The 23266-nt window shown below is 72.7% G+C and carries 21 protein-coding genes; 5 read left to right on the top strand and 16 right to left on the bottom strand.

Annotated elements, in window-relative coordinates:
* Window positions 1-317: 317 nt before the first annotated feature.
* The 4 genes from ABQ292_RS02870 to ABQ292_RS02855 form a co-directional block, all read right to left on the bottom strand.
* A complete protein-coding gene (locus ABQ292_RS02870; RefSeq protein ID WP_369203019.1) occupies window positions 318-1268 on the bottom strand; it encodes a D-2-hydroxyacid dehydrogenase family protein in 951 nt (316 codons plus the stop codon).
* 74 nt (window positions 1269-1342) lie between these two features.
* The gene (locus tag ABQ292_RS02865) at window positions 1343-1864 is read right to left on the bottom strand and encodes a pyridoxamine 5'-phosphate oxidase family protein (protein ID WP_369203018.1); all 522 of its coding nucleotides are present in this window, start codon (window positions 1862-1864) and stop codon (window positions 1343-1345) included.
* A 300-nt stretch (window positions 1865-2164) separates the two neighbouring features.
* On the bottom strand, window positions 2165-3127 hold the full coding sequence (locus tag ABQ292_RS02860) for an NAD(P)-dependent alcohol dehydrogenase (protein WP_369203016.1): 963 nt from the start codon (window positions 3125-3127) through the stop codon (window positions 2165-2167).
* A 23-nt stretch (window positions 3128-3150) separates the two neighbouring features.
* Complete coding sequence (locus ABQ292_RS02855) at window positions 3151-3774, bottom strand: NAD(P)-dependent oxidoreductase (RefSeq protein WP_369203014.1); 624 nt, start codon at window positions 3772-3774, stop codon at window positions 3151-3153.
* A gap of 50 nt (window positions 3775-3824) precedes the next feature.
* Here ABQ292_RS02855 and ABQ292_RS02850 point away from each other — a divergent pair, with 50 nt between their 5' ends.
* The gene (locus ABQ292_RS02850; protein ID WP_369203012.1) at window positions 3825-4361 is read left to right on the top strand and encodes a MarR family winged helix-turn-helix transcriptional regulator; all 537 of its coding nucleotides are present in this window, start codon (window positions 3825-3827) and stop codon (window positions 4359-4361) included.
* A gap of 62 nt (window positions 4362-4423) precedes the next feature.
* Here ABQ292_RS02850 and ABQ292_RS02845 read toward each other — a convergent pair whose 3' ends face one another.
* Together ABQ292_RS02845 and ABQ292_RS02840 are read right to left on the bottom strand one after the other, a co-directional pair.
* The gene (locus ABQ292_RS02845; protein WP_369203010.1) at window positions 4424-4771 is read right to left on the bottom strand and encodes an SDR family NAD(P)-dependent oxidoreductase; all 348 of its coding nucleotides are present in this window, start codon (window positions 4769-4771) and stop codon (window positions 4424-4426) included.
* Between the two features lie 377 nt (window positions 4772-5148).
* A complete protein-coding gene (locus tag ABQ292_RS02840; protein WP_369203008.1) occupies window positions 5149-5589 on the bottom strand; it encodes a cupin domain-containing protein in 441 nt (146 codons plus the stop codon).
* A 576-nt stretch (window positions 5590-6165) separates the two neighbouring features.
* Here ABQ292_RS02840 and ABQ292_RS02835 point away from each other — a divergent pair.
* Complete coding sequence (locus ABQ292_RS02835) at window positions 6166-7257, top strand: glycosyltransferase (protein ID WP_369203006.1); 1092 nt, start codon at window positions 6166-6168, stop codon at window positions 7255-7257.
* Between the two features lie 350 nt (window positions 7258-7607).
* Here ABQ292_RS02835 and ABQ292_RS02830 read toward each other — a convergent pair whose 3' ends face one another.
* The 3 genes from ABQ292_RS02830 to ABQ292_RS02820 all read right to left on the bottom strand — a co-directional run bounded on the left by ABQ292_RS02830 (window position 7608) and on the right by ABQ292_RS02820 (window position 10088).
* The gene (locus tag ABQ292_RS02830; RefSeq protein ID WP_369203004.1) at window positions 7608-8741 is read right to left on the bottom strand and encodes a serine hydrolase domain-containing protein; all 1134 of its coding nucleotides are present in this window, start codon (window positions 8739-8741) and stop codon (window positions 7608-7610) included.
* Between the two features lie 226 nt (window positions 8742-8967).
* A complete protein-coding gene (locus ABQ292_RS02825) occupies window positions 8968-9459 on the bottom strand; it encodes a Cif family virulence factor (RefSeq protein ID WP_369203002.1) in 492 nt (163 codons plus the stop codon).
* Between the two features lie 29 nt (window positions 9460-9488).
* Window positions 9489-10088, bottom strand: coding sequence for an NADPH-dependent FMN reductase (locus ABQ292_RS02820; RefSeq protein WP_369203000.1), 600 nt, complete (start codon window positions 10086-10088; stop codon window positions 9489-9491).
* A gap of 52 nt (window positions 10089-10140) precedes the next feature.
* On the opposite strand from ABQ292_RS02820, the gene ABQ292_RS02815 reads away from it, so the two are divergent.
* Entirely contained in the window at window positions 10141-10548 is a 408-nt protein-coding gene (locus tag ABQ292_RS02815; protein WP_369202998.1) for a MerR family transcriptional regulator, read from the top strand.
* 432 nt (window positions 10549-10980) lie between these two features.
* Here ABQ292_RS02815 and ABQ292_RS02810 read toward each other — a convergent pair whose 3' ends face one another.
* From ABQ292_RS02810 to ABQ292_RS02790, 5 genes are all read right to left on the bottom strand, one after another.
* Entirely contained in the window at window positions 10981-12165 is a 1185-nt protein-coding gene (locus ABQ292_RS02810; RefSeq protein ID WP_369202996.1) for an FAD-binding oxidoreductase, read from the bottom strand.
* Window positions 12166-12288: 123 nt separating this feature from the next.
* Window positions 12289-13146 (bottom strand): IclR family transcriptional regulator, encoded by an 858-nt coding sequence (locus tag ABQ292_RS02805; RefSeq protein ID WP_369202994.1) that lies wholly within the window; start codon window positions 13144-13146, stop codon window positions 12289-12291.
* Window positions 13147-13186: 40 nt separating this feature from the next.
* Window positions 13187-14449 carry an aromatic ring-hydroxylating oxygenase subunit alpha gene (locus ABQ292_RS02800; RefSeq protein ID WP_369202992.1) on the bottom strand — a complete coding sequence of 421 codons (1263 nt, stop codon included), beginning with the start codon at window positions 14447-14449 and terminating at the stop codon, window positions 13187-13189.
* Window positions 14450-14875: 426 nt separating this feature from the next.
* Window positions 14876-16654 (bottom strand): BCCT family transporter, encoded by a 1779-nt coding sequence (locus ABQ292_RS02795; RefSeq protein ID WP_369202990.1) that lies wholly within the window; start codon window positions 16652-16654, stop codon window positions 14876-14878.
* A gap of 165 nt (window positions 16655-16819) precedes the next feature.
* A complete protein-coding gene (locus ABQ292_RS02790; protein WP_369202988.1) occupies window positions 16820-18382 on the bottom strand; it encodes an FCD domain-containing protein in 1563 nt (520 codons plus the stop codon).
* 273 nt (window positions 18383-18655) lie between these two features.
* Here ABQ292_RS02790 and ABQ292_RS02785 point away from each other — a divergent pair, with 273 nt between their 5' ends.
* Together ABQ292_RS02785 and ABQ292_RS02780 are read left to right on the top strand one after the other, a co-directional pair.
* Window positions 18656-20689 (top strand): oxidoreductase, encoded by a 2034-nt coding sequence (locus ABQ292_RS02785; RefSeq protein WP_369202986.1) that lies wholly within the window; start codon window positions 18656-18658, stop codon window positions 20687-20689.
* 313 nt (window positions 20690-21002) lie between these two features.
* Complete coding sequence (locus tag ABQ292_RS02780) at window positions 21003-21941, top strand: HU family DNA-binding protein (RefSeq protein WP_369202984.1); 939 nt, start codon at window positions 21003-21005, stop codon at window positions 21939-21941.
* Here the strand turns inward: ABQ292_RS02780 and ABQ292_RS02775 are convergent.
* Window positions 21868-22608: a B3/B4 domain-containing protein gene (locus tag ABQ292_RS02775; RefSeq protein ID WP_369202982.1), complete on the bottom strand. Its 741-nt coding sequence runs from the start codon at window positions 22606-22608 to the stop codon at window positions 21868-21870. The two genes, ABQ292_RS02780 and ABQ292_RS02775, sit on opposite strands and share 74 nt — an antisense overlap.
* Window positions 22605-23198, bottom strand: a complete 594-nt coding sequence (locus ABQ292_RS02770; protein WP_369202980.1) for a helix-turn-helix domain-containing protein — start codon at window positions 23196-23198, stop codon at window positions 22605-22607. Before ABQ292_RS02770 ends, ABQ292_RS02775 begins: the two co-directional genes overlap by 4 nt.
* Between the last annotated feature and the right edge of the window lie 68 nt (window positions 23199-23266).

Raw genomic sequence — 23266 nt, 5'->3', positions numbered from 1 at the left:
GCCGGTGAGGTCCCCGTACCAGTACGAGTGCCCGCGCCGGGGCGGGCAGCAGGGCTGCAGGGCCGGCTGCGACAGCCGACTGTCCTGCGGTCGGGCTACCTGCGCGGGCGTCCTGAGGGCGGCCTGTGAGACGACGACGGCCCGGACGAGGACGGCGATGACTGCGGCGACAGCGGGCTCGAGTGGGGAGGGCCGTCGTCGATCCCGGGTGCGACGGTGGCCGAGCTGACGAGCCCCGCGTGCGTCTGCGGCGAGCTACCCGGCGCGCTGGTCGGCGTGGACGTCGTCATCGGCCTGAGCGCGGACCGAGGCTCCGTTCACGTGAGGACACGGATCGGGCGTCCGGCGATGAAGGCGGCCACATCCTCCACGGCCTCGCGGAAGAAGATGTCGTACGTCTTCTCCGTGACGTATCCGAGGTGCGGCGTGAGGACGGTCCTCGGGGCGCTGCGGAGCGGATGGCTCAGCTCCAGCGGCTCCGTGTCGAACACGTCGAGTCCGGCACCAGCGATGCCGGAGCTGCCCAGTGCACCCAGGAGAGCCGCCTCGTCGACGATCGGCCCGCGAGCGGTGTTGATCAGGATCGCGGAGCGCTTCATCTGCTCCAGCTCCTCGCGGCCGACGATCCCACGAGTGCGGTCGGACAGCACGAGGTGGATGGTGAGGACGTCGGCGGTCGCGAACAGTTCGTCCTTGTCGACCCGGCGGACGCCGACCTCGGCGCTCCGTTCGTCGCTGAGGTTCTGGCTCCAGGCGATGACGTCCATGTCGAACGCCTGGCCGATCCTGGCGACACGCTCCCCCAGCCGGCCGAGACCGAGGACGCCCAGAGTTGCTCCGGCCAGGTCGGTACCGACGGTCCCCTGCCAGCCGCCGGCGCGGATCGAGGCGTGCTCCTGCGGAACGTGGCGGGCGACCGCGAGGACCAGTGCCCACGTCAGCTCGACCGGGCCTGCCGCATGCGAGGCCGTGCCACAGACGGTGATCCCGCGTTCGGCCGCCGCGGTGACGTCGATGGAGGCGTTGCGCCTGCCGGTGGTGACGAGCAGACGGAGGTTGGGGAGCCTGTCGATCAGGGCGCGGGGGAACGGCGTCCGCTCGCGCATGGCGACGACGACGTCGAAGGGGGTCAGCCGATCGACCAGGGCGTCCTCGTCGCCGAGATGGTCGGAGAACTCGACCGCGTCGACCGGCCCCGGTACCAGGGACCAGTCGGCGAAGCGGGCGGCGGCCGACTGGTAGTCGTCGAGCACGGCGACGTGATGCATGCGCCGGTTCTACACGGAGGCGCTCCGCGCGGCTCGCGATCACTGCGAAGGGCGGGATCGCCCTCGCCGCGGCCTCAGAAGCGGTACGTCGTCTGGCCGTGCCCGTCGCCGAAGGCGATGACCTTGTGCGGAGCCACCCGGTACACCCGTGCGCCGCCCTCGGTGCTCGCCCCGGAGTCGCTGATCTCCACGAACTCCTGGCCGCGGACGGCGAACTCCCAGTCGTCGCCGTACTTGGCGAACCACGCGGTCGCCAGTGTCCGCAGCGCCTCGGCATCCGTCACGCGCACCGCGGTGCCCTCGACCACGACGTCCTTCCCCCTGTTCCAGCCGTTGGCGCCCGTGCTCCCGGTCGTCACCGCCACGTGCGGGTTGGCGTCGAGGTTGCGCTGCTTCTGCTCGTCAGGGCCCGTGCAGAACGCAAAGGCGCCGTCCTGCCAGACGCCCACGAGCGGTACCGCATGCGGACGCCCGTCCGCACGGACGGTGATGATCCAGTAGAGCTGCGCGTCCATCAGGAAGCGCTCGATGACGCCCCACGGGGGCGGGGTCGCCGACGGATCGCCGTACCTGGGGTCGATCACTCCGGTCGTCATGCCTCATTCGACCGGGTGCGAGGCCGCGACTCATCGCCAGTGGCGTGCCACTGGCAGCGGGAGGACGACATCGGCTGCGCCGAAGGCCCGCTACGTCCTCGCCTCGTCGGTCAGCGGTGGGTCACGTCGACGACGCGATCAGGGTCGCCGGCCCGGTCCACGAACCTCCCCGCCGTCGACGAGTTGATCCGCCGGATCGTGACGGAGGCGGACAGCTCGATCAGGTCGTTGGTGGCTCGCTCGACCAGCCTCGCCGTGGAGGCGGCCGTCCGGTCGCTGCATCGCCGGCTGCAGGTGCGGTCACGCGACGACATGACCAGGCGGCGGCGGGGCCATCGCGACGACGACCTTGCCGCGCAGCTGTCCGGAGCCGGCGTGCTCGAGACCGGAGGCGACGTCCTCCAGCGTCACGACGCGGTCGAGAGGGACGCGCAGGCGGCCGGTGTCGACGAGGTGGGCGAGGTGGGCGAGGTCGACCGGTGACCGCCGCGTCGCGACGGCCGTTGCGCGCGGTCCGCCGCCCGGGCGCAGGCCGCGCACCGTGTCGGGAGACAGCGGCCGGGTGGACACCAGGACACCGTGGGACGTCAGTGCGGTCCGCACCGCGGTGAACCGCAGCGCTCCGGGTGCGTCGAGCACGACGTCCCACCGCTGCCTCCCGGCGAGGACGTCGTCCCGACGGCGGTCGAGGACGACGTGGGCGCCGAGGTCGCGGACGAAGTCCGCACGGTCGTCGTCGGCGACGGCGGTGACGTGGGCCCCGGCGAGCCGGGCGAGCTGTACGGCGTAGGCACCGATCCCCCCGGCCGCCCCGACGACGAGGACCCGCGGGGCGGACCGTGCGGGCAGCGCGGCCCGGCCGTGCAGCGCTTGCAGCGCGGTCAGTCCGGCGAGGGGGATCCCCGCCGCCTGCCGGAGATCGACCGTGCGGGGTGCCCGGGCGATGCGGTGCTGGGGGAGGAGGACCAGCTCGGCCATCCCGCCGCCGGTGTGACCGATGAGAGCCATGACGCGGTCACCGACGCTGAAGCCGGTGACCGTCGGCCCGCACGCCAGGACCTCACCGGCGACGTCGAAGCCAGGGGCGGCGCGGCCGCCGCTCGACGCCCGGAACAGCCGACCTCCGTGCAGCAGTCCGAGGTCGGTGCCGTTGATGCTCGACGCGGCGACCCGTACGAGCACCTGGCTGCCGGCCGGTGGCGCAGGCGCGGGCACCTCGGCGACGCGGGGTGCCACCGTCTGGCCGGTGCGGACGAGTCGCACGGCCCGCATCGGGCGGGGGCCGGTCACCGCCCGGCGACCAGCGGCGCCTGCCCGACGTAGTCGGGCCGGTCCAGCAGGTCGGCGAGGAAGGCGGCGAGGTCGGCCCGGGTGATCGACGTGCGGCGCGGGGAGTGGGTGGCGGAGTGCTCGACCCTCCCCGTCGGCGGTCCGTCGACCAGGCGCGGTGCCCGTACGAGTGTCCAGTCCAGGCCGCTGGCCGCCCACGTCTCCTGCTCGAGTGCCTTGTCCTCGACGGTCCGTCCGCCGAGCCGTTGCAGCAAGGCGGAGATGGCGCGATCGCGCCGGGACTTGTGGTCGCCGGGGACGTCGATGCCCGCTCCACTGACGCCGACGAACCGCCGGACGCCCGCCTTCCGCATCGCGGCGACGAGCAGTGGTGCGACGTCGCGGTGCAACGTGTGGTCGCCTCGGTGCGGCCCGAGTGCGGACACCACCGCGTCACCACCGCTGACCACGGCGCTCAGGGCGTCGGGGTCGCGGGCGTCTCCTGCCACCCAGGTCGCGGCGTCGGGTCCAGCTGCCCGGCGGGTCCTGGTCAGCGCGACGACGGTGTGGCCGCGCCGCAGGAGTTCCTCGACCAGCAGCCGGCCGGTCGCCCCCGTCGCTCCGAGCACGGCGATCCGCACGACCGCAGCTCCTCTCCGTGATCCTGATCCGTCATGTGTACCCTACACATGTGGAGGGGGTGGAGCGAGTGGACCTGGAGCTGCTCGACGACGCGCTCGTCCGACTCCGCCGGCTGTGGACGGCCTCGCGCGCCCATGTCACCGACGACCTCGGCCGGCGCGTGGAGATGTCCAGCGTGCTGGTGGTGGAGGCCTGTGCCCGAGCGGAGGCGGACGCCGTCGAGGTGACGGTCGGTGACGTGGCTGCCTTCCTCGACGTGGAACCGTCCACCGCGAGCCGTCTGGTCGAACGGACGGCGGCCGCGGGGCTGGTCCGTCGCGATGCCTCGACGGTGAACGGGCGCCGGGCCGCGCTCCGTCTCACCGACGCCGGCCGCGCACTGCGCGCCCGGGCGACGGCCGCCCGCCTCGGCTGGCTGAGCGGGGTGGTCGCGGACTGGTCGGCCGCGGACCTGTACCTCCTCGGCTCGGCGCTGGCGCGCTTCGCCGATGCGGTCGCTGCGAGCCCGCCCGCCGCAGGGCGTGGACGGGGGACGTCGTCACAGCCCGGGCAGGACAGCACGTCTGGGAGGACCGTGCAGGAGTAGGGCCCGGTCCACGGGTCGAGCGCTACCGGTGCCGGCGCCCGGCCGTCTGGCGGTGGGTCCGCCTACCACGGGATGCGGTGGCCGTCGCGGAAGAAGCCCCCGGTCGGTCCGTCGTCGGGTAGGTCGAGGGCGTGCAGGACGCTCGCCGCACCCTGTTCGACCGGTCGCCCACCTGGGCCGCCCATGTCGGTGGCCACCCAGCCGGGACAGACGGCGTTGACCGGGACGCCGCGCCCGCGGAGGTCGGCGGCGAGCTTGACGGTGAGCACGTCCAGCGCGGCCTCGGACACCGAGTACGCCCGGACGCCGCCGCTGCCGCCGGTCTCCCCGAAGGACCCCGCGCCGCTGGAGACGTTGACGATCCGCCCGCCTCGGCGCAGCAGGGGGCCAGTGCGATCGCCGTCCGCCACGGCCCGACGGTGTTGACGGCCAGCGCCTCCTGCACCACCCGCAGGTCCGCCCCCACGGCCGACTGCCCGGTGTCGTAGTGAGCGCCGGCGTCGTTGACCAGGGCGTCCCGGGAGCCGAGCACGGTGCGCACTCCACGCCGGGCCAGCACGCGGACCACCTCCAGGCCGATGCCCCGGTCGGCACCGGTGACGACGACGAGGCTGCCCGCGCCCGGCGCGCTCACGAGTGGCTGTCCGGGACCAGCGCGCCCAGTAGCCGTGACCACTCGACGGGCCGCTCGCGGTCGCCGTCGAAGACGTCGACGGTCATGCGCAGGGCCTGCTCACCTCGGCCGCGTGCCCGGGTCACCGGCCGTCTCGGGACGGGCCTGAGCGGCTCACGGCTTGACGCCGAAGCGATCGGCGAGATCCGCAACGCGGTCCCAGTGGAAGGTCACGCCGTACCGGGCGTGGTGCGCTTCGAGGGCCTCACGTCGCTCCCGTTCGCTCATCGCGGAGTCCGCGAAGATGGCGCCGGCCTCGTCGTAGTAGCGGGCGAACGTCGCCGGCACGTGCAGTTCCATCACCCGTGCGGGCTCCGTACCGGAGTTCCAGAAGGCGTGCGGCACGCCGCGAGGCTTGATCACGTAGCTGCCGGCCGCAGCTGTGACGATGTCCTCACCCACCTGGAACACCACCTCTCCGGAGACGACGTAGGAGCACTCGTCTTCACGGGTGTGGGTGTGCGGCGGAACGAGCTCACCCGGGGAGACGCGGCCCTCCATGATGAGCAGACGACCGTCGAAACACCCGTCGTCGACCTTGTGGACCAGGTCCATCCCGTGCACTCGTGCGCCCTCGTCGGGCCGGATGATGATCCGGCAGCCAGGGTCCTGGCTCATCGTCGCCCCCGTCCCGGGCTCGTCCCCGTCCCGACGGGATGGGAGCCGAGATCGTGGGACTCGGCCTCTCCGCCGGTGACCGCACACCGTCCCAGACGACCAGCGGCCACGCCGGCACCGACGTCCACGCCATGGGCCCCACGAGCCCGTCGACCGCGCCGTGTAGACGTCCGTGCACCTGCCGTGGCCGGTTCTCCAGCGCGGACACATGACGGCGAACCGCAACGGTCGTGCTGTTCCTCCAGTTGCCGGGTCCAGTGGGCGCGGAGCGCCTCGATGGCCGAGCGGGGGAGGCGCACGTCCGGCGGGAGCCGTCGCTCTCGGTTTCGTCGGGCTGCAGCCCTCTGGAGGTCCGGGAGAGGGTCCAGCGGATCCGCAGCAGCCCGGCGTCGTCGAGGGTCCGGGTCGGCTCCTGGGAGGCACGTGGCGCTGTACTCCCTTGTCCCAGATCCCCGACACGATGAGTCTGGGGGTATGCGGGCGCTGTTCGTCGCGTCTCCGATGGTGGGCCACGTGCTGCCACTGGTCCCGCTCGCTCTGGCGTTCCGGGATGCCGGTCACGACGTCCTCTTCGCCACTGCCGAGGACGGCGTCGACGCGGCACGCAAGGTGGGTGTTGCGGTCCAGGACGTCGCCCCGGGCCTGAACGTGCAGCGGACCTTCCTGCGTGCTCTGCTGCCGCACCCGCTGCGGATGCGGCGCGTCTTGGCCGGGCAGGACGGCACGTCCTCACTCGGCTACACGTTCGCCCCTCTGGCCGAGCGCATGACCGAACGCACGGTGGCCCTCGTCGATGGTTGGCGGCCGGAGCTGGTGCTGCACGAGGGGCTGGCGCCGCTGGGTGCGCTGGTGGCGGCGCGCCTCGGGGTGCCGTCGGTCTTCGTCGACGCGCTGCTCTTCGACTGCCGCGAGCTCTTCTCCGCGGTCACACCTCGCCTGGGCGGACTGGCCCGCCGGTACGGCCTCGACACGATCCCCGAACCAGCAGACGCGGTGGTCGCCATCCCACCGAGCGTGGTCGGCGAGCGGCGTGGCCGGTCCATGCGGTACGTGCCCGCAACGGTGCGGGGCGACGGGACCACGAGTCTTCCCACGTCCGGCAGACGGCCCGTCGTGCTGGTCAGCCGGTCCACGGTGGCCGACCCCCGACCCGACCGGATGATGGCCCGCGTGGTGGCGGCGGCCAGGGGCACCGAGGTCGACGTCGTCCTCGTGCGCCCCGATCGTGGCGTCGCCCGTGGTCCCCTGCCGGCGAACGTCACGATCACGGGCTGGGTGCCGTTCGCCGACGTCCTCCCTGGCGTCGCGGGCCTGGTCCACCACGGGGGTGCGGGCTCGGTGATGAGCGCACTGGCCGCCGGCGTGCCGCAGGTCGTGGTGCCCGGCGCCGGTGACCGCACCGTGCACGCACGGCTGATCGCCGCTCGGGGCGCCGGGCTCGCCGTGCCCGCGAAGGAGATCACCACCGCGACGCTCGAACAGTTGGTCGGCGATCCCGTCCTGAGATGGAAGGCGCAGGAGGTGGCGGCGGAGATCGCAGCGATGCCCCCACCCGCCGACCTGGTCGAGCCGCTCGTCGCGCTGGCCTGCCGGCAGCCGCCGTGAAGCAGGTCTGACTGCGAAGGGGGAGGGGGCAAGCCGCCAGCAGCCGACCACGTCCGCCGAGAACGCCAGGACGTGGATCCCGTTCCGGTGGACGCCGCCTCGTCGAGATGCGGAGCGAGTCCGGTCGATGTCCGCAGCCGGTCCGCAGGACGGTGTGCCATCTGGAGGCGGACCAGGGCCGTCCAGAGATCCGGAACGGCCCCTGAGGGCTCCCGGAACGGGTCGACGCCAGGAAGCCGCCCGTCGCCTGCCGCTTCCAGCACCAGTCCGCTCACGCGCCGGACGTGGGCCGTGAGCGGCCCCGGGAACCCGGCGGGTCGAGTTCTTCGAGGCGGTCGTGCGCCGACGGTTCAGCGAGACGGTGGGTGCAGTGCCTGGAACTCCTCGATCAGGGCGGACATCTGTGGTCCCAACTCGACCTGGGTGAGGAGGATGCCGACCGTTCCGTCCGGATCGACGAAGAAGTCGGTCCCCTGGCCGCCGGACCAGCCATACCGGCCGCGCTGTGGTCCCTGTGTTCGCACTCCGACGCCGAACCCCCAGCCCATCCCCTCCCAGAAGCCGGGGAAGAAGCTCTCCGGCGTCTTGTTCCCGGCCGGCACCTGATCGCTGGTCATCTGCCGCAGGTGGTCCGCCGAGACCATCGGCTCTCCGTCGACCCGGCCGCCGGCGGCGAGCATCCGGGCGAAGCGGTGGAAGTCACGCGCGGTGCAGACCAGCTCGCCGTGGCTGACGTCGAAGGGTGCTGGTCCGGCGTAGAAGCCACCGCCGGCAGGCTCGGTCTCGACCAGACCGTCCTCGCCGTGGCGGTAGGCCGCGGGCAACCGGTGGAGCTCGTCCTCGGGCACCCACGAGGCGGTGTCGGTCATCCCGAGCGGTCCGACGAGGTCCTCGGCCAGGTGCTGCCCGAGCGACCGACCGGTCAGTCGGGTGATGAGGATCCCGAGCAGGCCGAACGAGTGGTGGTACCGCCACCCTTCTCCCGGTTGGAAGGCGAGCGGGAGCTCGGTGAGTCGAGCGAGCCACTCCTCGGCACCCAGGATCACGGGCTCCGGACCGGCTTCGGTGCCGTTGTCGGCCATCGCTCGCTGCAGCGGGGAGTCGACGAGCGCCATCCCGTAGCCCGAGGCATTCGTCAGCAGGTGGCGCAGGGTGATGGAGCGGTGGGCCGGCACGGTGTCGCCGAGCTCGGCCGTGGGGCTGGACAGGACGCAGCGGTCCGCGAGCTCGGGCAGCCACTCCTCCAGCCCCTGGTCGAGCCCGAGTCGGCCCGTCTCCACCAGGCGCAGCGCAGCGACCGAGGTGATCGGCTTGGTCATCGACTGGATGCGCATGATCGCGTCCTCGCGCATCGGACCGCCCCCCACGGCGGCCACGCCGGCGGTCACCACCGGCGCGTCATCGGAGCCGAGCAGCGCAACCGCGCCCGGTACGGTGCCGGCCTCGACGTGACGCCCCAGCAGCTCCTCCACGGTGGTCCCCACCCCGACGACCCTGCCACGGGCAGATCCGACAGCCCAGGGGTGCAGGGAGGTCAGCGTGGGACGGCGTCGGCGCGGTCGAACCCGTGGTGCGCGGCGGTGCCGCGGCAGCGCTGCCGACGCCGGACTCGACACGCCCGCGGCTTGCGACGGGCGATGAGCGCGAGACCGCGTCCAGCCTGTTGCGCGACCGCGGCGGGGATCGTCGGCGTTGCGGGCTGTCGCGCGGTCAGGAGCTGGGGGCTGCTCCGCCGGGGCGGATGGGGGTGTTCTGTCCCGCGGCCAACCACCACTCCTCGCCCCGGCGCACCAGCACGTACAGCGCCATCTCCGAGAAGGGCTGGGCGTCGGCGGCCGACGGTGGGAGGGGCGCTCCGTCGTCGTCCAGGGTCCGGCGGGCCACGTGCGCGAGGACGAGGTCGGCGGAGGGCGCGAGGACGCTGACGACCTCGTAGCGCGACGCCGGCCCACCGACGCCGGCGGCCTGCAGCCGCCGGTGGATGGCGTGCAGCGGCTCGTAGCCGTGGACGGCGGCGCCGAACGGGCCGCCCCAGGCGACGTCCTCGGCGAAGTGCCGGTTGTAGACGACGGCGTCGTGCTGGTCGATGCCCTGCTGGAGCTCGGCGACGAAGCCGTCGACGACGCGCAGGGCCTCGGCGTCGGGGAGGGCAGGTGGCGAGCCGAGCGTGGGACGGCGCTCGGGAGATCGGGTGTCGGACACGGTGACTCCTCTGTGGTGGTGGGGATGGTTCAGCGCCGGAACGGGCGCTCGCGCCGCGCGGTGCGCAGGGTCTCCGCCCACCAGGTCAGCTCGCGCACCGCCTCGTCGAACGCCGGTGTGACACCGTCCGGCGGCGCGAAGGCCCCGCTGTCGACGTCGTTCCACGGCGCTCGCAGGCCGACGACGCGCCGGGTGGTGACCACGGACAACTCGGCGAGGACGCCGCGCAGGTGCTCGGTGGCCAGCAGCCCGCCCTGGACGCCGTAGGACAGCACGGTCGCCGTCTTGAACATCCACTCGGCGTAGTGCCAGTCGATCGCGCGTTTGAGGGCCGCGGGGTAGCTGTGGTTGTGCTCGGGGGTGACGACGACGTAGGCGTCGGCGCGGTCGATGCGGTCGGCCAGGGGGGAGCGAGGCCCGCCGCCGGGCTGCAGCAGCGCGTCGTCGGGCAGGACGACGTCGGCGAGGTCGACGAGGGCGGCCTCCGCACCGGTGGACGCGACCCGCTCCGCCGCCCACTCGCCCAGGGTCAGGCCGACGCGCTCGGTGCGCGTGCTGGCGACGAGGACGGCGATCCGGAGGGGCTGGTCGCGCTCGGCGGCCCGGCTCACCGTGGGTGGAGTGGTCATGCGGCCACCCTCCGCGTTGAACGTATGTTGAGGTCAAGCGGAGACTGGTGTGGTGACCACCACCGCCACTCCCACCGCCTCCCGTGACAGCCCGTTCACCGTCAGCGACGTCGCCACCGCCAGCGGGGTCGCGCCCTCGGCGGTGCGCTTCTACGAGAAGCACGGCCTGGTCACCGCCGTCCGCACGGCCGGCGATCAGCGGCGCTTCGACGACAGTGCGGCGTGCCGCATCAAGGTGGCGAAGGTGGCGCAGCGGGTCGGGCTGACCGTGCGGGAGATCGCCGACGTCTTCGCCGCGCTGCCGGCCGACCCGCAGCCGGAGGACTGGGGGCGTGTCGCGGACGTCCTGGTCGCCGAGGCCGAGGCGCGCACCGCGGCACTGCGGAGCCACCTCGGCGAGATGCGGTCGGGTGCCAAGCTGTGCGACATCGACGAGCGCCGGGAGAGCCCGGCCCGCTGACGACGTCGACCACCCGTCGGACTCGGCCTTCCCCGGAGGGGTCCGGGCAGCTCGTCGGGAGCGTTCCCGGCCAGCACCGCCCGCGACGCGGAGCCGGCCGGCGCGGGTGCGGCCAGCCGCAACGAGCCGCCGGCGTCGGCGACGACGATGGCCGGCAGAAGTGGGCGTGGTCGGAGCCGGAGTCGACGAGGACACGATCCCAGGCCTGGCCACACACGTCCTCGCGGCGGCTGACGAGATCCCGCACCGCCACGGCCACCCCGAGCGCGGCTGGCGGGGCGGCGCGGAGCCCGTCGCGTGCTCAGCCGTCGCTGAGGCCGGCGATGGGCTGCCCGCCTGCGTCGCACGGTCCTCCTGCGGACGGCGAACCCGAGGCCGCCCTCGGGCCGGGGTGGCGGGCGCTGAGCCGGTGAACCGGCGTGGACGGGCGAGTCAGGCGTCGATCCGGAGGTCGCTGAGCGGCTTCGAGCAGCAGATGAGCAGCTTGTCCTGCGCGATCTCGCGCGGCCGGATCCCGCCCTGGTGCTGCATGTCCACGGTGCCGGAGAGGATGGTCGTCTTGCAGGTGCCACACATGCCCTGGCCGCAGGACGAGGCAGGGGTCAACCCGGCCTCGCACGCCGCGTCCAGGACGTTCTCGTCGGCACCGCAGCGGAACGTGCGACCGCTACGGACGAACTCGACGGTGAAGGCGACGGTCCGCCCTCCAGCGCTCGGCGGTCGGGACTCGTCCGCGCCATCGGTGTCCACGCGCGCCGGCGGCTCCTCGACCGGGAGGTCCTCGAAGGAGAAGGACTCCTCGTGGTAACGCGCCATGTCGAAGCCCGCCGCGACGAGCATCCGGCGGACCGCGGCCATGTACGGGGCGGGTCCGCAGCAGAACACGGCGCGCTCGTGGAGGTCGGGCGCGAGCACCCGCAGCATCTCGCCGCTCAGGAAGCCGCGCAGCCCGACCCACGGCTCCCGGGGGGAGTCCCGTTCGCAGACGTGGGCGACGCGGATGGTCGGCGCCGCGCTCGCCATCACGTCGAGCTCACGCCGGAAGATGATGTCGGACGGCGTCCGCGCACTGTGCACGAACAGGACGTCGGTGTGCGAGCCGAGGTCGAACAGCGTGCGCGTCATGGACATGAGCGGGGTGATGCCGCTGCCTGCCGACAGGAACAGGTACTTGCCGGCCGGATGGCGGGCGGCCGAGAAGAGCCCGAACGGTCCGTCGGCCGAGATGCGCCGGCCGGGGCCCATGGTGTCGTGCAGCCAGGTGGAGACGAGCCCTCCGGGCTGTCGTTTGACCGTGATCCCGATCAGATGGGGCCGCGTCGGTGGCGTGGAGATCGTGTAGCACCGGTCGATCGCGCGGCCGCCGATCTGCAGTCGCAGGGTGATGAACTGGCCGGGGTCGTAGTGGAACAGCGCGGGGTGCTCCGACTCGAAGAGGAACGTCTTGACGTCGTGGGTGACGTCGAGGACCTGCCGGCACACCAGCGCGGAGTTGTCCGTCTCCCCCCAGACCGGCAGCGCGGACGGGTGGGCGGTCAGGCCGACGTGCCCACCAGCGGGGGACGGCGCCGGCGGGACGGCGGCCGGTACCGCCACGGGGCTGGGGGGCGCGGTCATCGTGGAGCCTCTCGACGTACTGGCTCGGCCACCGGTCTGCCGGCCGGCCACGGGCTGGGTGGGGAGGGTCGGGCGCAGGCCCGGGTCGGGCCGCCGCGTGGCAGGCACCGCACGGCGTCGGGCTCACAGGGCCCGGGCGTGTTCCCGCCGCCGGTGGAGTGCTGACTCGATGCGGCCGGCCGCGCGCGCCAGGTGGTCGGCCGCGTGTCGCGCCCGGCGCCCGTCGAGTCGCTGCGTGGGGCCGCTGACGGTGAGCACGCCGACGAGCTCGTCCGCCGCTCCGTGGATGCCCGTCGCGACGCCCGACAGGCCTTCTTCCGCCTCGTCGACGGAGAGGGCGTGCCCCTGCTCGCGGACGCGGCCGAGGTCGGCGCGCAGCTCGCCGGCCGTCGCGATCGTCGAGGGGGTGAGACGCACGAGCGGCTCGCCGAGGAAGCGCTCGAGCTGCTCCTCGTCGAACGTGGCGAGCAGCACCTTCCCGCTCGCGCTGGCGTGCAGCGGGAACCGTTGTCCGACCCAGGATCGCGGCCGCAGATGGTGCGGTGCGTCGACCTGGTGCACCAGGTCCAGCCCCCCGTCGGGGGCCACCACGCTCAGCGTCCCGGTCTCCCTGACCGCGGCCACCAGCTCACCGATGACCGGGCGGGCTGCTTCCAGGAGGAGCAGCCCTTCGTCGGTGTTCCGGGCGAGGCGCAGCAGTTCCGGCCCCAGCAGCACCCGGTCGTCACCCGCGACCCGGAGGAGGAAGCCCTCCTGCTCCAGCGTCTGGATCATCCGGAGCGCCGTGGCCCGCGGGAGCCCGGCAGCCCGGGCCAGCGACGAGACGTTCGCCCTGTCGTCGTCGGCGGTCGCGCGGAGCAGCGTGATCGCCTTCCTGACCGACTGGTTGAGCTTGGCTCCCTCGTCACCGGTCTTCGTGCGGCCACGAGGTCCCGGGCCCGGCAGGCCCGATGGCCTCGTCCGGCCTTCCGTCCCGTCCATGTCCCACCTCTGCGGTTCTGCGGCCTCGACGTCGATGTCCCTAGCGGGACAGGTGAGCGGCCAGCCGGGAGACGTACCAGGTGACGAAGGCCTCGACGTCCCCTTCGACCGTCGAGTACGGGCCCGGCCGGTAGCCGGGGTCCTCGACGCCCCTCTGGGTGCGGGCCACCAGGGTCCCGTCCTGCTGGTTCGTCGCCTGCCACACCCTGGTCAGGGTGGCCACGTCGTAGTCCACGCCCTCCTCCGCGCCCGGGTGGACCAGCCAGGTCGTCCGCAGGAGGGTCCGGTCCGGCGCGAGCGGCAGCACGGAGAACAGGACCGCGTGGTCGGCCAGCAGGTGGAACCACGAGTTCGGCTGCACGTGCAGGGACAGGTCACCGAACCGGTCCGTGGTCATGGACCCCATGAGCCTGGTGCACACCGACTCGCCGTTCGTGTTGAACGACTTGCCGGCACCGTCGAGCGGGGCGTGGGAGAGCTGGAACCCCGTGGCGCGGGTGTCGAGTTCCCGAGCTCCCTCGACGGGGAAGCCCTGCCGGACGCACGCCGACTGGAGCGTGGCAGCGGCCTCGTCGTAGCGCTGGTAGGCCGGCCGCAGCCGCGGCGGGACGTCCTCGGCCGAGTAGCCGAACAGGGGGAAGTAGGCGCTCACCAGCTCGGGGTGGCCGTCGCAGTGGTAGCACTCACGGTTGTTCTCCATGACGAGCTTCCAGTTGCCGGTCTCGACGATGTCGACCTGGTGCGCGACTTTCGCCTGGCGCAGCCCGTACGGGGCCAGGAAGGGCTCGACGCGCGCGGCGACCTCGTCGAAGTCGGCCGGTGGGTCATCGGCGAGGCACAGGAACACGAGACCGCCGATGCTGCGCACGTGGACCGGCCTGAGGCTGAAGCAGCTGCGGTCGAACGAGGCCGACTGGTTGTCGGCGTGGATCAGGCGACCGTCGACGCCGTAGGTCCAGTGGTGGTACGGGCAGACGAGGTTCCCCACGCTGCCCCGCGGCTCGTCGAGCAGCCGCGATCCCCGGTGCCGGCACACGTTGTGGAAGGCCCGCAGCTCTTCGTCGTCGTCCCGCACGACGATCACGGAGTAGCTGCCCACCGCGACGGTGAGGAAGTCGCCCGGTTCGGGGAGCTCCGCCTCTGCGGCCACGAAGAGCCAGTGCCCGGCGAAGATCGCGCTCACGTCCAGGTCGAAGACCTCCTGGCTCGTGTAGAAGGGCGCCTCCAGGCTGTAGCCGGGAACACGACTCTCCACCAGGTCGACCAGGTCGTGTCCGGTGGGGCGCTCGAGGTGCAAGGTCATGGTGCCTCTCCTGGACGGAGGGAGCGGGCTCGCTGATCGGTGCTGGTGCGTCGTCGACCTGCTCGGTCGTCGACCCGCCTGGTGACCACTGAGTGGATGGGCATGTCCACTGTGTGAGTGGTACCACGCTGTCCCGACGAGGGTCAAGGGCCCGGGGAGCCCGTCAGGCGCCGGACAGCTGCTCGTCGTCCGCTGCGTGGCTGAGCACCGCCACGCCGCCCTCCGTCACCGGGACCTGCGCCTCCAGCTCGACCCCGGACGCAGCGCGTCCCGGGTGCGGACGAGCCCGTGTTCGATGGGCATTGCGTCGACGAGACGACGGGCTCGGAGCCGCCGGCGGTCCACCCGCGCAGGCTGCGCGCCGTGGTCGTCCAACCGGACAGGAGGAGGCGCGGCCCTGTCGACGCACGCCGGTGGCTGGACTCGTCAGGTCGGTGTGTGTGACGCCGTCGGTTCGCGGGTGGGAGCGGCGACGCCGTTCTCGGGACCGGTCGGGGTCGGCTGCTGGGCCGAGTCCGGTTGCTGGACCGTGCCCGGTCGCATCTGCGCGACCACCGTGCGGACACCAGGCGGGACCGTGGTGACCACTGGCTCACTGCGCAGTTGCTTGAGCAGGCTGTAGCAGACACCGAGCATGACGACCAGGAACGGGACGCCGAACACGATGACCGTGGTCTGGATCGCGTCCAGACCTCCGGCGAGCAGCAGGGCGATCGCGACCGCGCCGATCATCGATCCCCACGTCACCACCAGCCAGGTCCGGGGGTGGAGCGAGCCGCCCTGGGAGAGCATCCCGAGCACCAGGGACGCCGCGTCGGCTCCGGCGACGTAGAACAGCATGATCAGGACGACGACGAGCACCGCGGTGAGAGTCGAGAAGGGCAACGCGTCGAGCATCGTGAACAGGGTGTTCTCGACTCCCGTGCCCAGCGACGCGGCCATGTCGGTGACGCCGGTGAGCTGGAACCGGATGGCGGTGCCGCCCATCACGACGAACCAGACGGTGCTGACGAGCGTCGGGACGATCAACACGCAGATCACGAACTCGCGGATGGTCCGCCCTCGAGAGATCCGGGCCATGAAGGTGCCCACGAACGGCGCCCACGACATCCACCACGCCCAGTAGAAGATGGTCCAGCCGGCGAGCCACTCGCGGCCACCGGAGGCGCCTGTGCGGAACGACATGGGCACGAACTGGGCCAGGTAACCGCCGAAGGACTCGACGAACGTGTTCATCAGGAAGATCGTCGGCCCGAAGGCGAACACGAAGACCAGTACCCCGACGGCCAACCCGGCGTTGATGTTCGCCATCCACTTGACGCCCCGCTCGGTCCCGCTGACCGCGGAGACCACGAACAGGGCGGTCAGCACGACGATGACCACGATGGAGACGGTGTTGCTCTTGGGGGCGTCGAAGACCCGCGTCAGCCCGCTGTTGATCTGGAGGGCGCCCAACCCCAGGGACGTGGCTGCCCCGAAGGTGGTGATGAACAGACCGAAGACGTCGACGGCCCGGCGGGCAGGGTGCGAGGGGTCCTTCCGCGGGAAGACGATCGAGCTGAGCAGGTTGGGCATGCCCTTGCGGAACGTCGCGTAGGCCAGGGCGAGCCCGACGACGCCGTACAGCGCCCACGGGTGCAGCCCCCAGTGGAAGATCGTGTACTCCATGCCCAGTTGGCTCGACTCCGCCGTCTCGGCTTCGGCGAGTCCCAGCGGCGGGGTGAGCAGGTGCGACAGCGGCTCGGCGACGCCCCAGAAGATCAGCCCGATGCCCATGCCGGTGGCGAACATCATCGAGATCCAGGAGACGGTGCTGAACTCCGGGCGCTCGTCGTCGCGACCCAACCGGATCCGCCCGTAGCGCGAGAGCGCGAGCAGCAGCATCAGCGCGACGAAGCCGACGGTCACGAGCACGTACACCCAGCCGGTGGCGTCGATCATCTTCGCCAGGACCGTCGAGGCCGCGGTGGCCAGCGAGGTCGGCGAGATCACACCCCACAGCACGAACGCCAGGGTCAGGGCGAGGCCGGCGATGAAGACGGTCCGGTCGACCGGCTGGTCCACGTCGGCGGCTCGCGGGTGCGTCCGGTCGTCATCGGGCGCGGCGTGGACGAAGTGCTGGGTGACGACGACCGTCTCCTCGACCGCCATGTCGCCCTCGGACGCTCGGGCGCCCATCCGGTGTTCGGGGTCGTCGGGGCTCATGAGACACCATCCGTTCCGCAGAGCGCTTCGGTCGCGCCAAACGAAACAGTGTGACCCAGACCACTGTCAACACTCGGCCGCTCTGCCCGGGCGGAGGCTCCGGCGCCCCCGCGCGCCGGGGCGCCGCATCGGTCGGCGACGGCCGCCCGGGTCGTCCTCGACCGCTCACGACCTCCCGGTCGGCCGCGACCTGCCGGCGGAGAGCTGTCCGAGCATGTAGGTGGCGGCCTCGTCGATCTTGACCCGCCACCGTTCCGCCGCGACCTCGCCGTCCCCGGCGTCGATGGCCTCGAAGATGGCGCGATCGTCACGCAGCATCGCATCGATCGGGTACGCGTAGTCCAGCCCCATCACAGCGATGAACATGCGCAGGTGGTCGGCCAGGATCTCGAGCATGGGCGCGATGCGCACCAGGCCCGAGGCCTCGGCAAGGGCGTTCTGGAAGGCGATGTCCGCCTCGCCGGTCCGGTGGGCGTCACCGGTCGAGGCACATCGTTCGAGCGCGTCCAGCGCGTCCTCGACCGACTGCCGCTCCTGCGGGGACCACCGGACGGCGGCTCGGATGACCAGGGTCCCGAGCGCACGCCGAGCGGCGTACGTCTCGACGACGTCGTTCGTCGTCAGGACGGGGACCACCGCCGCGTGCCCGGTCGTGATCGTGAGCAGGCCGTCCCTCTCCAGGAGCCGCATCGCCGTCCTGACCTGGGCTCGTGTCGTTCGCAGCCGACCCGCCAGGTACCGCTCGGTGACGCGGTCACCGGCGGCGAGCCGGCCCTCCGCGATGCCCTGGCGGATCGTCACGACGATCTCGTCGGCGAGCGCTCGTTCCGGTCCCAGGTGACGCACCGCGGCCCTGGCCGCAGGCCCGCGGCTCTCCCCTGCCGGGGTGGTGGGACGCACCCAGGTGAACGCGCGACGGGGCGTCCGCGCCCACGTGCGCAGTTCGTTCTCCAGCTGCAGTGCCGCAGCGGGGGAGAGGAGTGGCCCCCACTCGACGAAGAGGGGGAAGAGGGCCAGCCACTCGCCGACGTCCCGGCACACCCCCTGAACCGACACCTCGGCCGGCATGGGCGCCGCGTCGGACCCGATGGCCATCAGGGTCGCGTCCGGGTCGGCCGCGTCCAGCACCTCGTCCCAGAACGGCGTCACGTCGGCGGGGCGAGTCGCCGGGACCTCACGGCGGACCAGGTCGGACGCCAGGACCGTGCGCAGCACCCGTTGCACCGCAGGGCCGACGCGTGCCGGTGGGGCAGGGTCCTCCCGTCGGGTGACGGGCGTCAGCTGGAAGGCCAGGACGGCGTGCTCCGACGTCACCAGGAGGCCGAGCACCGCCGGCTGCCGCCCGGTCATCGCGCCGGTCAGGTCGTCGCTCAACGCGGTGCCGGACCGCATGGCCTCCCACGCACGCGCCACGAAGGACTGGCTGACGCCCAGGGCGTCAGCGATCGAGCGAGTGGACCACTTGGTGGTGGGCATCCAGAGCGGCGCGGTGAGGGCGGCGCGCCGCAACTCCTGTGTCGTCCGGCGTCGGCCGGCGGGCCGGCTCAGCTGGGCCGCCCCGCCGGTGCGGTAGCGCTGCGCCCACTTCGCGGCGGTCTGCCTGGTGACGCCGTGTTCCCGGGCAGCGCGTGCGGGCCCGGACGACAGCACGTCCTGCACCAGTCGTGCGCGCCGTCGCACCGCCTCGTCGACGTCCCGCGACAGGTCCTCGAGCTGTGGATCGCTCACCCGGCTCCTCGAAGGTCAGTGCACAGTATGACTCGGTGACTCACGGCCGGTCCGAGTCCGGGCACGGTACTACCGGGCCGAGGGACGCCGCTGCACGCTTCGTCCCGACGTGACCGAGGCCGCTGACAGCCTGTGCGACGGGCACCGTTCGTCGAGCAGGAACCGCGCGAGGGGCCGTCGACGTCGCGACCGTGCTGCCTCCTCCGATGAGGCAGGGAGCACGGAGCCAGGCCCGGAAGACGCCGTCGGCCGCCGCTGCTCCTGGAGGCACCCGTGCAGTCCGCAGACCCGTTGATGAGCCCCTTCACCCTCAAGCACGTCACGCTGCGCAACCGGATCGTGAGCACGTCCCACGAGCCCGCGTACAGCGAGGACGGGCTCCCGGGGGACCGGTACCGGGCCTACCACGTCGAGAAGGCGCGAGGTGGGGTCGGGCTCACGATGATCGGTGGCAGCGCCGTCGTCAGCCCGGAGAGTGCACCGGCGTTCGGCAACCTGCAGCTGTTCAAGGACGAAGCGGTCCCGCTGCTGCGTCGTCTCGCGGACGAGGTCCACGAGCACGGCGCCGCGGTCATGACCCAGCTGACCCACCTCGGCCACCGGACCAGCAACTACACCCACGACTGGCTCCCGGCGCTGTCGGTCAGTGCGCTTCGGGAATCGGCGCACCGGGCGTTCACGCGGCCGGCGGACAGGTGGGATCTCGACCGCATCGTCCGTGACTTCGCCGACGCGGCCGTGCGCTGCAAGGAGGGAGGACTGGACGGCATCGAGCTCATGGCGTACGGGCACCTGCTGGACGCCTTCTGGACACCGGCCCGCAACCGCCGCGACGACGAGTACGGGGGGTCGTTCGAGAACCGCATGCGCTTCCCGCTCCAGGTCGTCCGTGCCGTCCGCGCCGCCGTCGCTGAGGACTTCGTCGTCGGCGTGCGCATGACCTTCGACGAGGGACGCAGCGACCGTCTCCGGACCGACGAGGCCCTGCGGATCGCGCACGCACTGACCGGCGCGGGCATCGACTTCTTCAGCGTGATCAAGGGGTTCATCGACACGGACGCGGAGCTGGCACAGATGATCCCGCCGATGGGCACGCCGGCGGCGCCGCACCTCGCGTTCACCGGCTGGGTGAAGCAGAACGTCGACGTCCCGGTGATGCACGCCGCCAAGATCGGAGACGTGGCGACTGCGCGGTACGCCGTCACCGAGGGTCTCGTGGACCTGGTCGGGATGACCCGGGCGTTGATCGCGGACCCTCATCTGCCGAACAAGGTCGCAGCCCGGCAGACGGACCGGATCCGCCCGTGTGTGGGCGCCAACATGTGCATCGACGGCATCTACAGCTCCGGGGCGGCCTACTGCGCCCACAACCCGTCGACCGGCCGGGAACTACGCCTCCCGCACACGGTCCGCAGAGCGGCCGAGCAGAAGAGCGTCGCTGTCGTCGGCGGTGGACCCGCGGGACTGGAAGCTGCTCGGACCCTCGCCGAGCGGGGACACGCGGTCGTCCTCTTCGAGGCGAACCCGAGTCCGGGTGGCCAGATCGCACTCGCGGCGAAGTCCCCGCGGCGACGTGACCTGATCGGGATCGTCGACTGGCGGATCGAGGAGTGCAAGCGGCTCGGTGTCCACCTCGAGCTCAACCACCTCGTGGAACCGGACGAGCTCGCCAACGGGGACTTCGACGTCGTCGTGGTCGCGACCGGGGGTCTGCCCGACGTCGAGGTCGCCGAGGGCAGCCACCTCGCGATGGACTCCTGGGACGTCGTGTCGGGAGCGGTCAGGCCCACCGGCGACGTGGTCGTCTACGACGACCACGGAGGGCACCAGGCGCTCGACGCCGTCGAGATCATCGCGCCTGCCGCGGCCTCGGTGGAACTGGTCACCCCGGAGCGGACCATCTCACCCGACGTCGGTTCGCTGACGATGGCCGGCTACCTGCAGATGCTCGCGGAGCACGACGTGACGATGACGCCGGCCCACCGCCTGGTCCGTGTCGAACGATCCGACGGACGACTCAAGGCGACGTTCGCCGTGGACGGTGCCCGGCGGTCGATCGAGCGGTACGCCGACACGATCGTGATCGAGCACGGGACGCTGCCCGTCACCGACCTCTACGACGCACTGGTGGACGTGTCGATCAACGGCGGCGAGATCGACACCCGGGAGCTCCTGGCGTTGTCGCCCCAGTCGCCGACCCACGAGCCCGACGGCCGGTTCCGCATCTACCGGGTGGGCGATGCGGTGAGCAGTCGCAACATCCACGCGGCCGTGCTCGACTCCTTCCGCCTGTGCAGTGCGATCTGACCCTCCCTGTCAGCTCACCCGTCGGTCCGGGTAGGGAGGACGGAGGGCGCCAGGTCCCTCGGACGTGGGGCGCACGCCCCCCGTTGGTCGTCCGGGACGAGCCGGACGCCCGGCCTGGTGCCGCGTCGGGCCTGGCGCACCGCTGCGCTCCCCGGAACGGTCGTCCACAGGCCCCCGCGGACGTCCAGCGGGAACACTGCGTCGACTCGCCACGCGGCTCCCCGCGGCTCTGTGCCGAGCGATGCCCCGTGTTGTGCCTGGTGGGGTGTCGCGGCTTAGGTGAACGCGCTGTCCGCTCCCACCGGGCTGCTCCATGATCGCCACGAGACGGAGGAGAGCGCCTGTGAACAAGTCCGACCTCATCGCCAGGATGACCGAGCGGCTCAGCGGGGATCGCGCGACGGCCGTGGCTGCCGTCAACGGAGTGCTGGAGGAGATCGAGGGCAGCGTCGCCCGCGGTGAGCGGGTGTCGTTGAGCGGGTTCGGGACCTTCGACCGCCGCGAGCGGGCGCCACGTCTGGGTCGCAACCCGCGGACCGGGGAGGCGATCCGGGTGGGCGCGTCGGTGGTTCCTGTCTTCCGCGCCGGCACCGGGTTCAAGACCCTGCTCAGCCGAGCCGACGGCGTGTCGATGTCACCAGGGTCGGCTGCCGTCGAGGGCGGCCCGAGGGCCGAGGGCGAGAAGTCGCGGGCCGCCGCGTCCGGATCCCCTGCGGGGACGGTCGTGGTCGCCGCGGACGCAGCTGCGGACGGCAGGAAGAAGGCCGGCAAGAAGGCAGGCAAGAAGGCACGGGACCGGGCCGGCGAGAAGGGCGGCAAGAGCGCGCGCAAGGCGGCGAAGGGCAAGGCGGGGAAGAAGGCGGCCAAAGGCCTCCGCCGACCGCGAAGGCGCACCTCCTGCCGTTGCCCGGCAAGGTGCCGGCCATCGCCACCTGCAGCGCTCGGAGCGGTCCCAGCAGACAGCGGCATGATCGAGCGTTCCGCGCGACCGGGAACCCGTGGCGCTGAGGCGGGACCACGCGGCGGTGCGGCCGGCGGCGCTACTCCGGCATGGTGCCTGCGTTCCGCCGTGGGCGCTGGTCCGGGCAGGCCGTCGACGACGAGCTGCCCGAGGTCGTGGCCGTCGGCCGGCCACGTCCGCCACTCCTCGTCGTCGAGGGCGGCGTCCCAGGAGTGGATCAGCACGGCCGGCCTCCGTCGGTGCGGTCGGGGCGGGCGAGCAGCCGCCGGTGGACGGTGGCGTCGGGGCTGAGGGCGAGCAGGGCGTCGGCGAGGGCGTCGGCGGCAGCGGGGACCGCGTCGTCGGCGAGCGGGTCCAGGGCGTCGAGGATGAACACCGTGCTGGTGGTGGCGGTCGTGATGCGGGTGGGGGTGCACTGCCGCCAGTTCCAGCGGCGGCAGGTGACGCCGGCGTCGTCGCGCCAGACCACCTCGCCGGGCTCGGGGTGCTCGACGACGGGCTCGCCGCCGGCGGTGGTGTCGAAGGGCTCGGTGCCCTCGGCGCGCACCAGCCGCGGCGGCCCGGCGTAGGCGGCGCGGTCCTCCCCGCCGATGGGCAGCAGGTGGGCGACGGAGACGGCGTTGTAGACGTCGGTGATCCGGTCGATGCGCGGCAGCCCGTCCGGGTAGAGGCGGCGCAGGAGGGCCTCGACGCTGGGCCGGGTGCGCTGCGGTCTGGCGCCGAAGGCCCGGTAGGCGTCCCGCCAGGCGGCCAGCTCCGGCAGCTCCTCGGGCTTCCGCCCGCCGAGCCGCTCGCGCGCGGTGGCCTCCGCGGCGGCGAGGACCCGCTCGCTGGCCTCGTCGCTCTGACCGCCGCGCAGGCCGTCGGCGGTCAGCAGCACCGCGCGGTAGTCCGGCCGCAGCGCGACCACGGCGTCGTCGACGGTCGCCGCGGCCAGCCACCCCCGGGTATCGGTCACGCACGGCCTCCGGTGACGTGGGGCTGGAACACGGTGAGCGCGAAGCGGGCAGGCGTGGTCGCGTCGGCCGGGGAGGCGTAGCCGTGGGCGACGTCGCCGGCGAAGGCGGCGGAGTCGCCGGCCTGCAGCTGTTCGGTGCGGTCGCCGACGCGGAGGCCCACCACGCCGTCGAGGACGAGCAGGAGCTCACGGGTGCCGGCGCTGTGCGCCTCGCTGGTGTGCGCCTCGCCGGGCTGCAGGGTCCACTCCCACAGCTCGACGACGTCGGGCGGCTCGGTGCCGGCGACCAGCAGGGCCTGCCCGCCGTGCGGGCCGCGCCACAGCACCGGTGCCTGCCCGGCCGCGGTGACGGTCACCGCGCGGGGGCGCTCGACGTCGACGAGGACGGGCAGTCCGACGCCGAGCGCGTCGCTGATCCGCAGCAGGGTCGCGATGCTCGGGTTGCCCTCGCCGTGTTCGATGGTGATGAGCATCCGGCGGCTGACACCGGAGCGGTCGGCCAGCTCGTCGAGGGTCCAGCCCCGGGTGGTCCGGTGGTGCCGGACCCGCTGACCGATCAGCTCGTTGACCGCGACCACCTCGACCGTCATCCCCGCCGTCTCCCTTGCGTCGTCCCCGGATCCCCGGTCTACGCTGCCTCGGGCAGTGCAGCATAGTG

The sequence above is a fragment of the Geodermatophilus maliterrae genome, assembly GCF_041018925.1.
GTDB lineage: Bacteria > Actinomycetota > Actinomycetes > Mycobacteriales > Geodermatophilaceae > Geodermatophilus > Geodermatophilus maliterrae.
The sequence above is the reverse complement of the archived record's forward strand: the minus strand, read 5'-3'. Positions and strand labels throughout refer to the sequence as shown.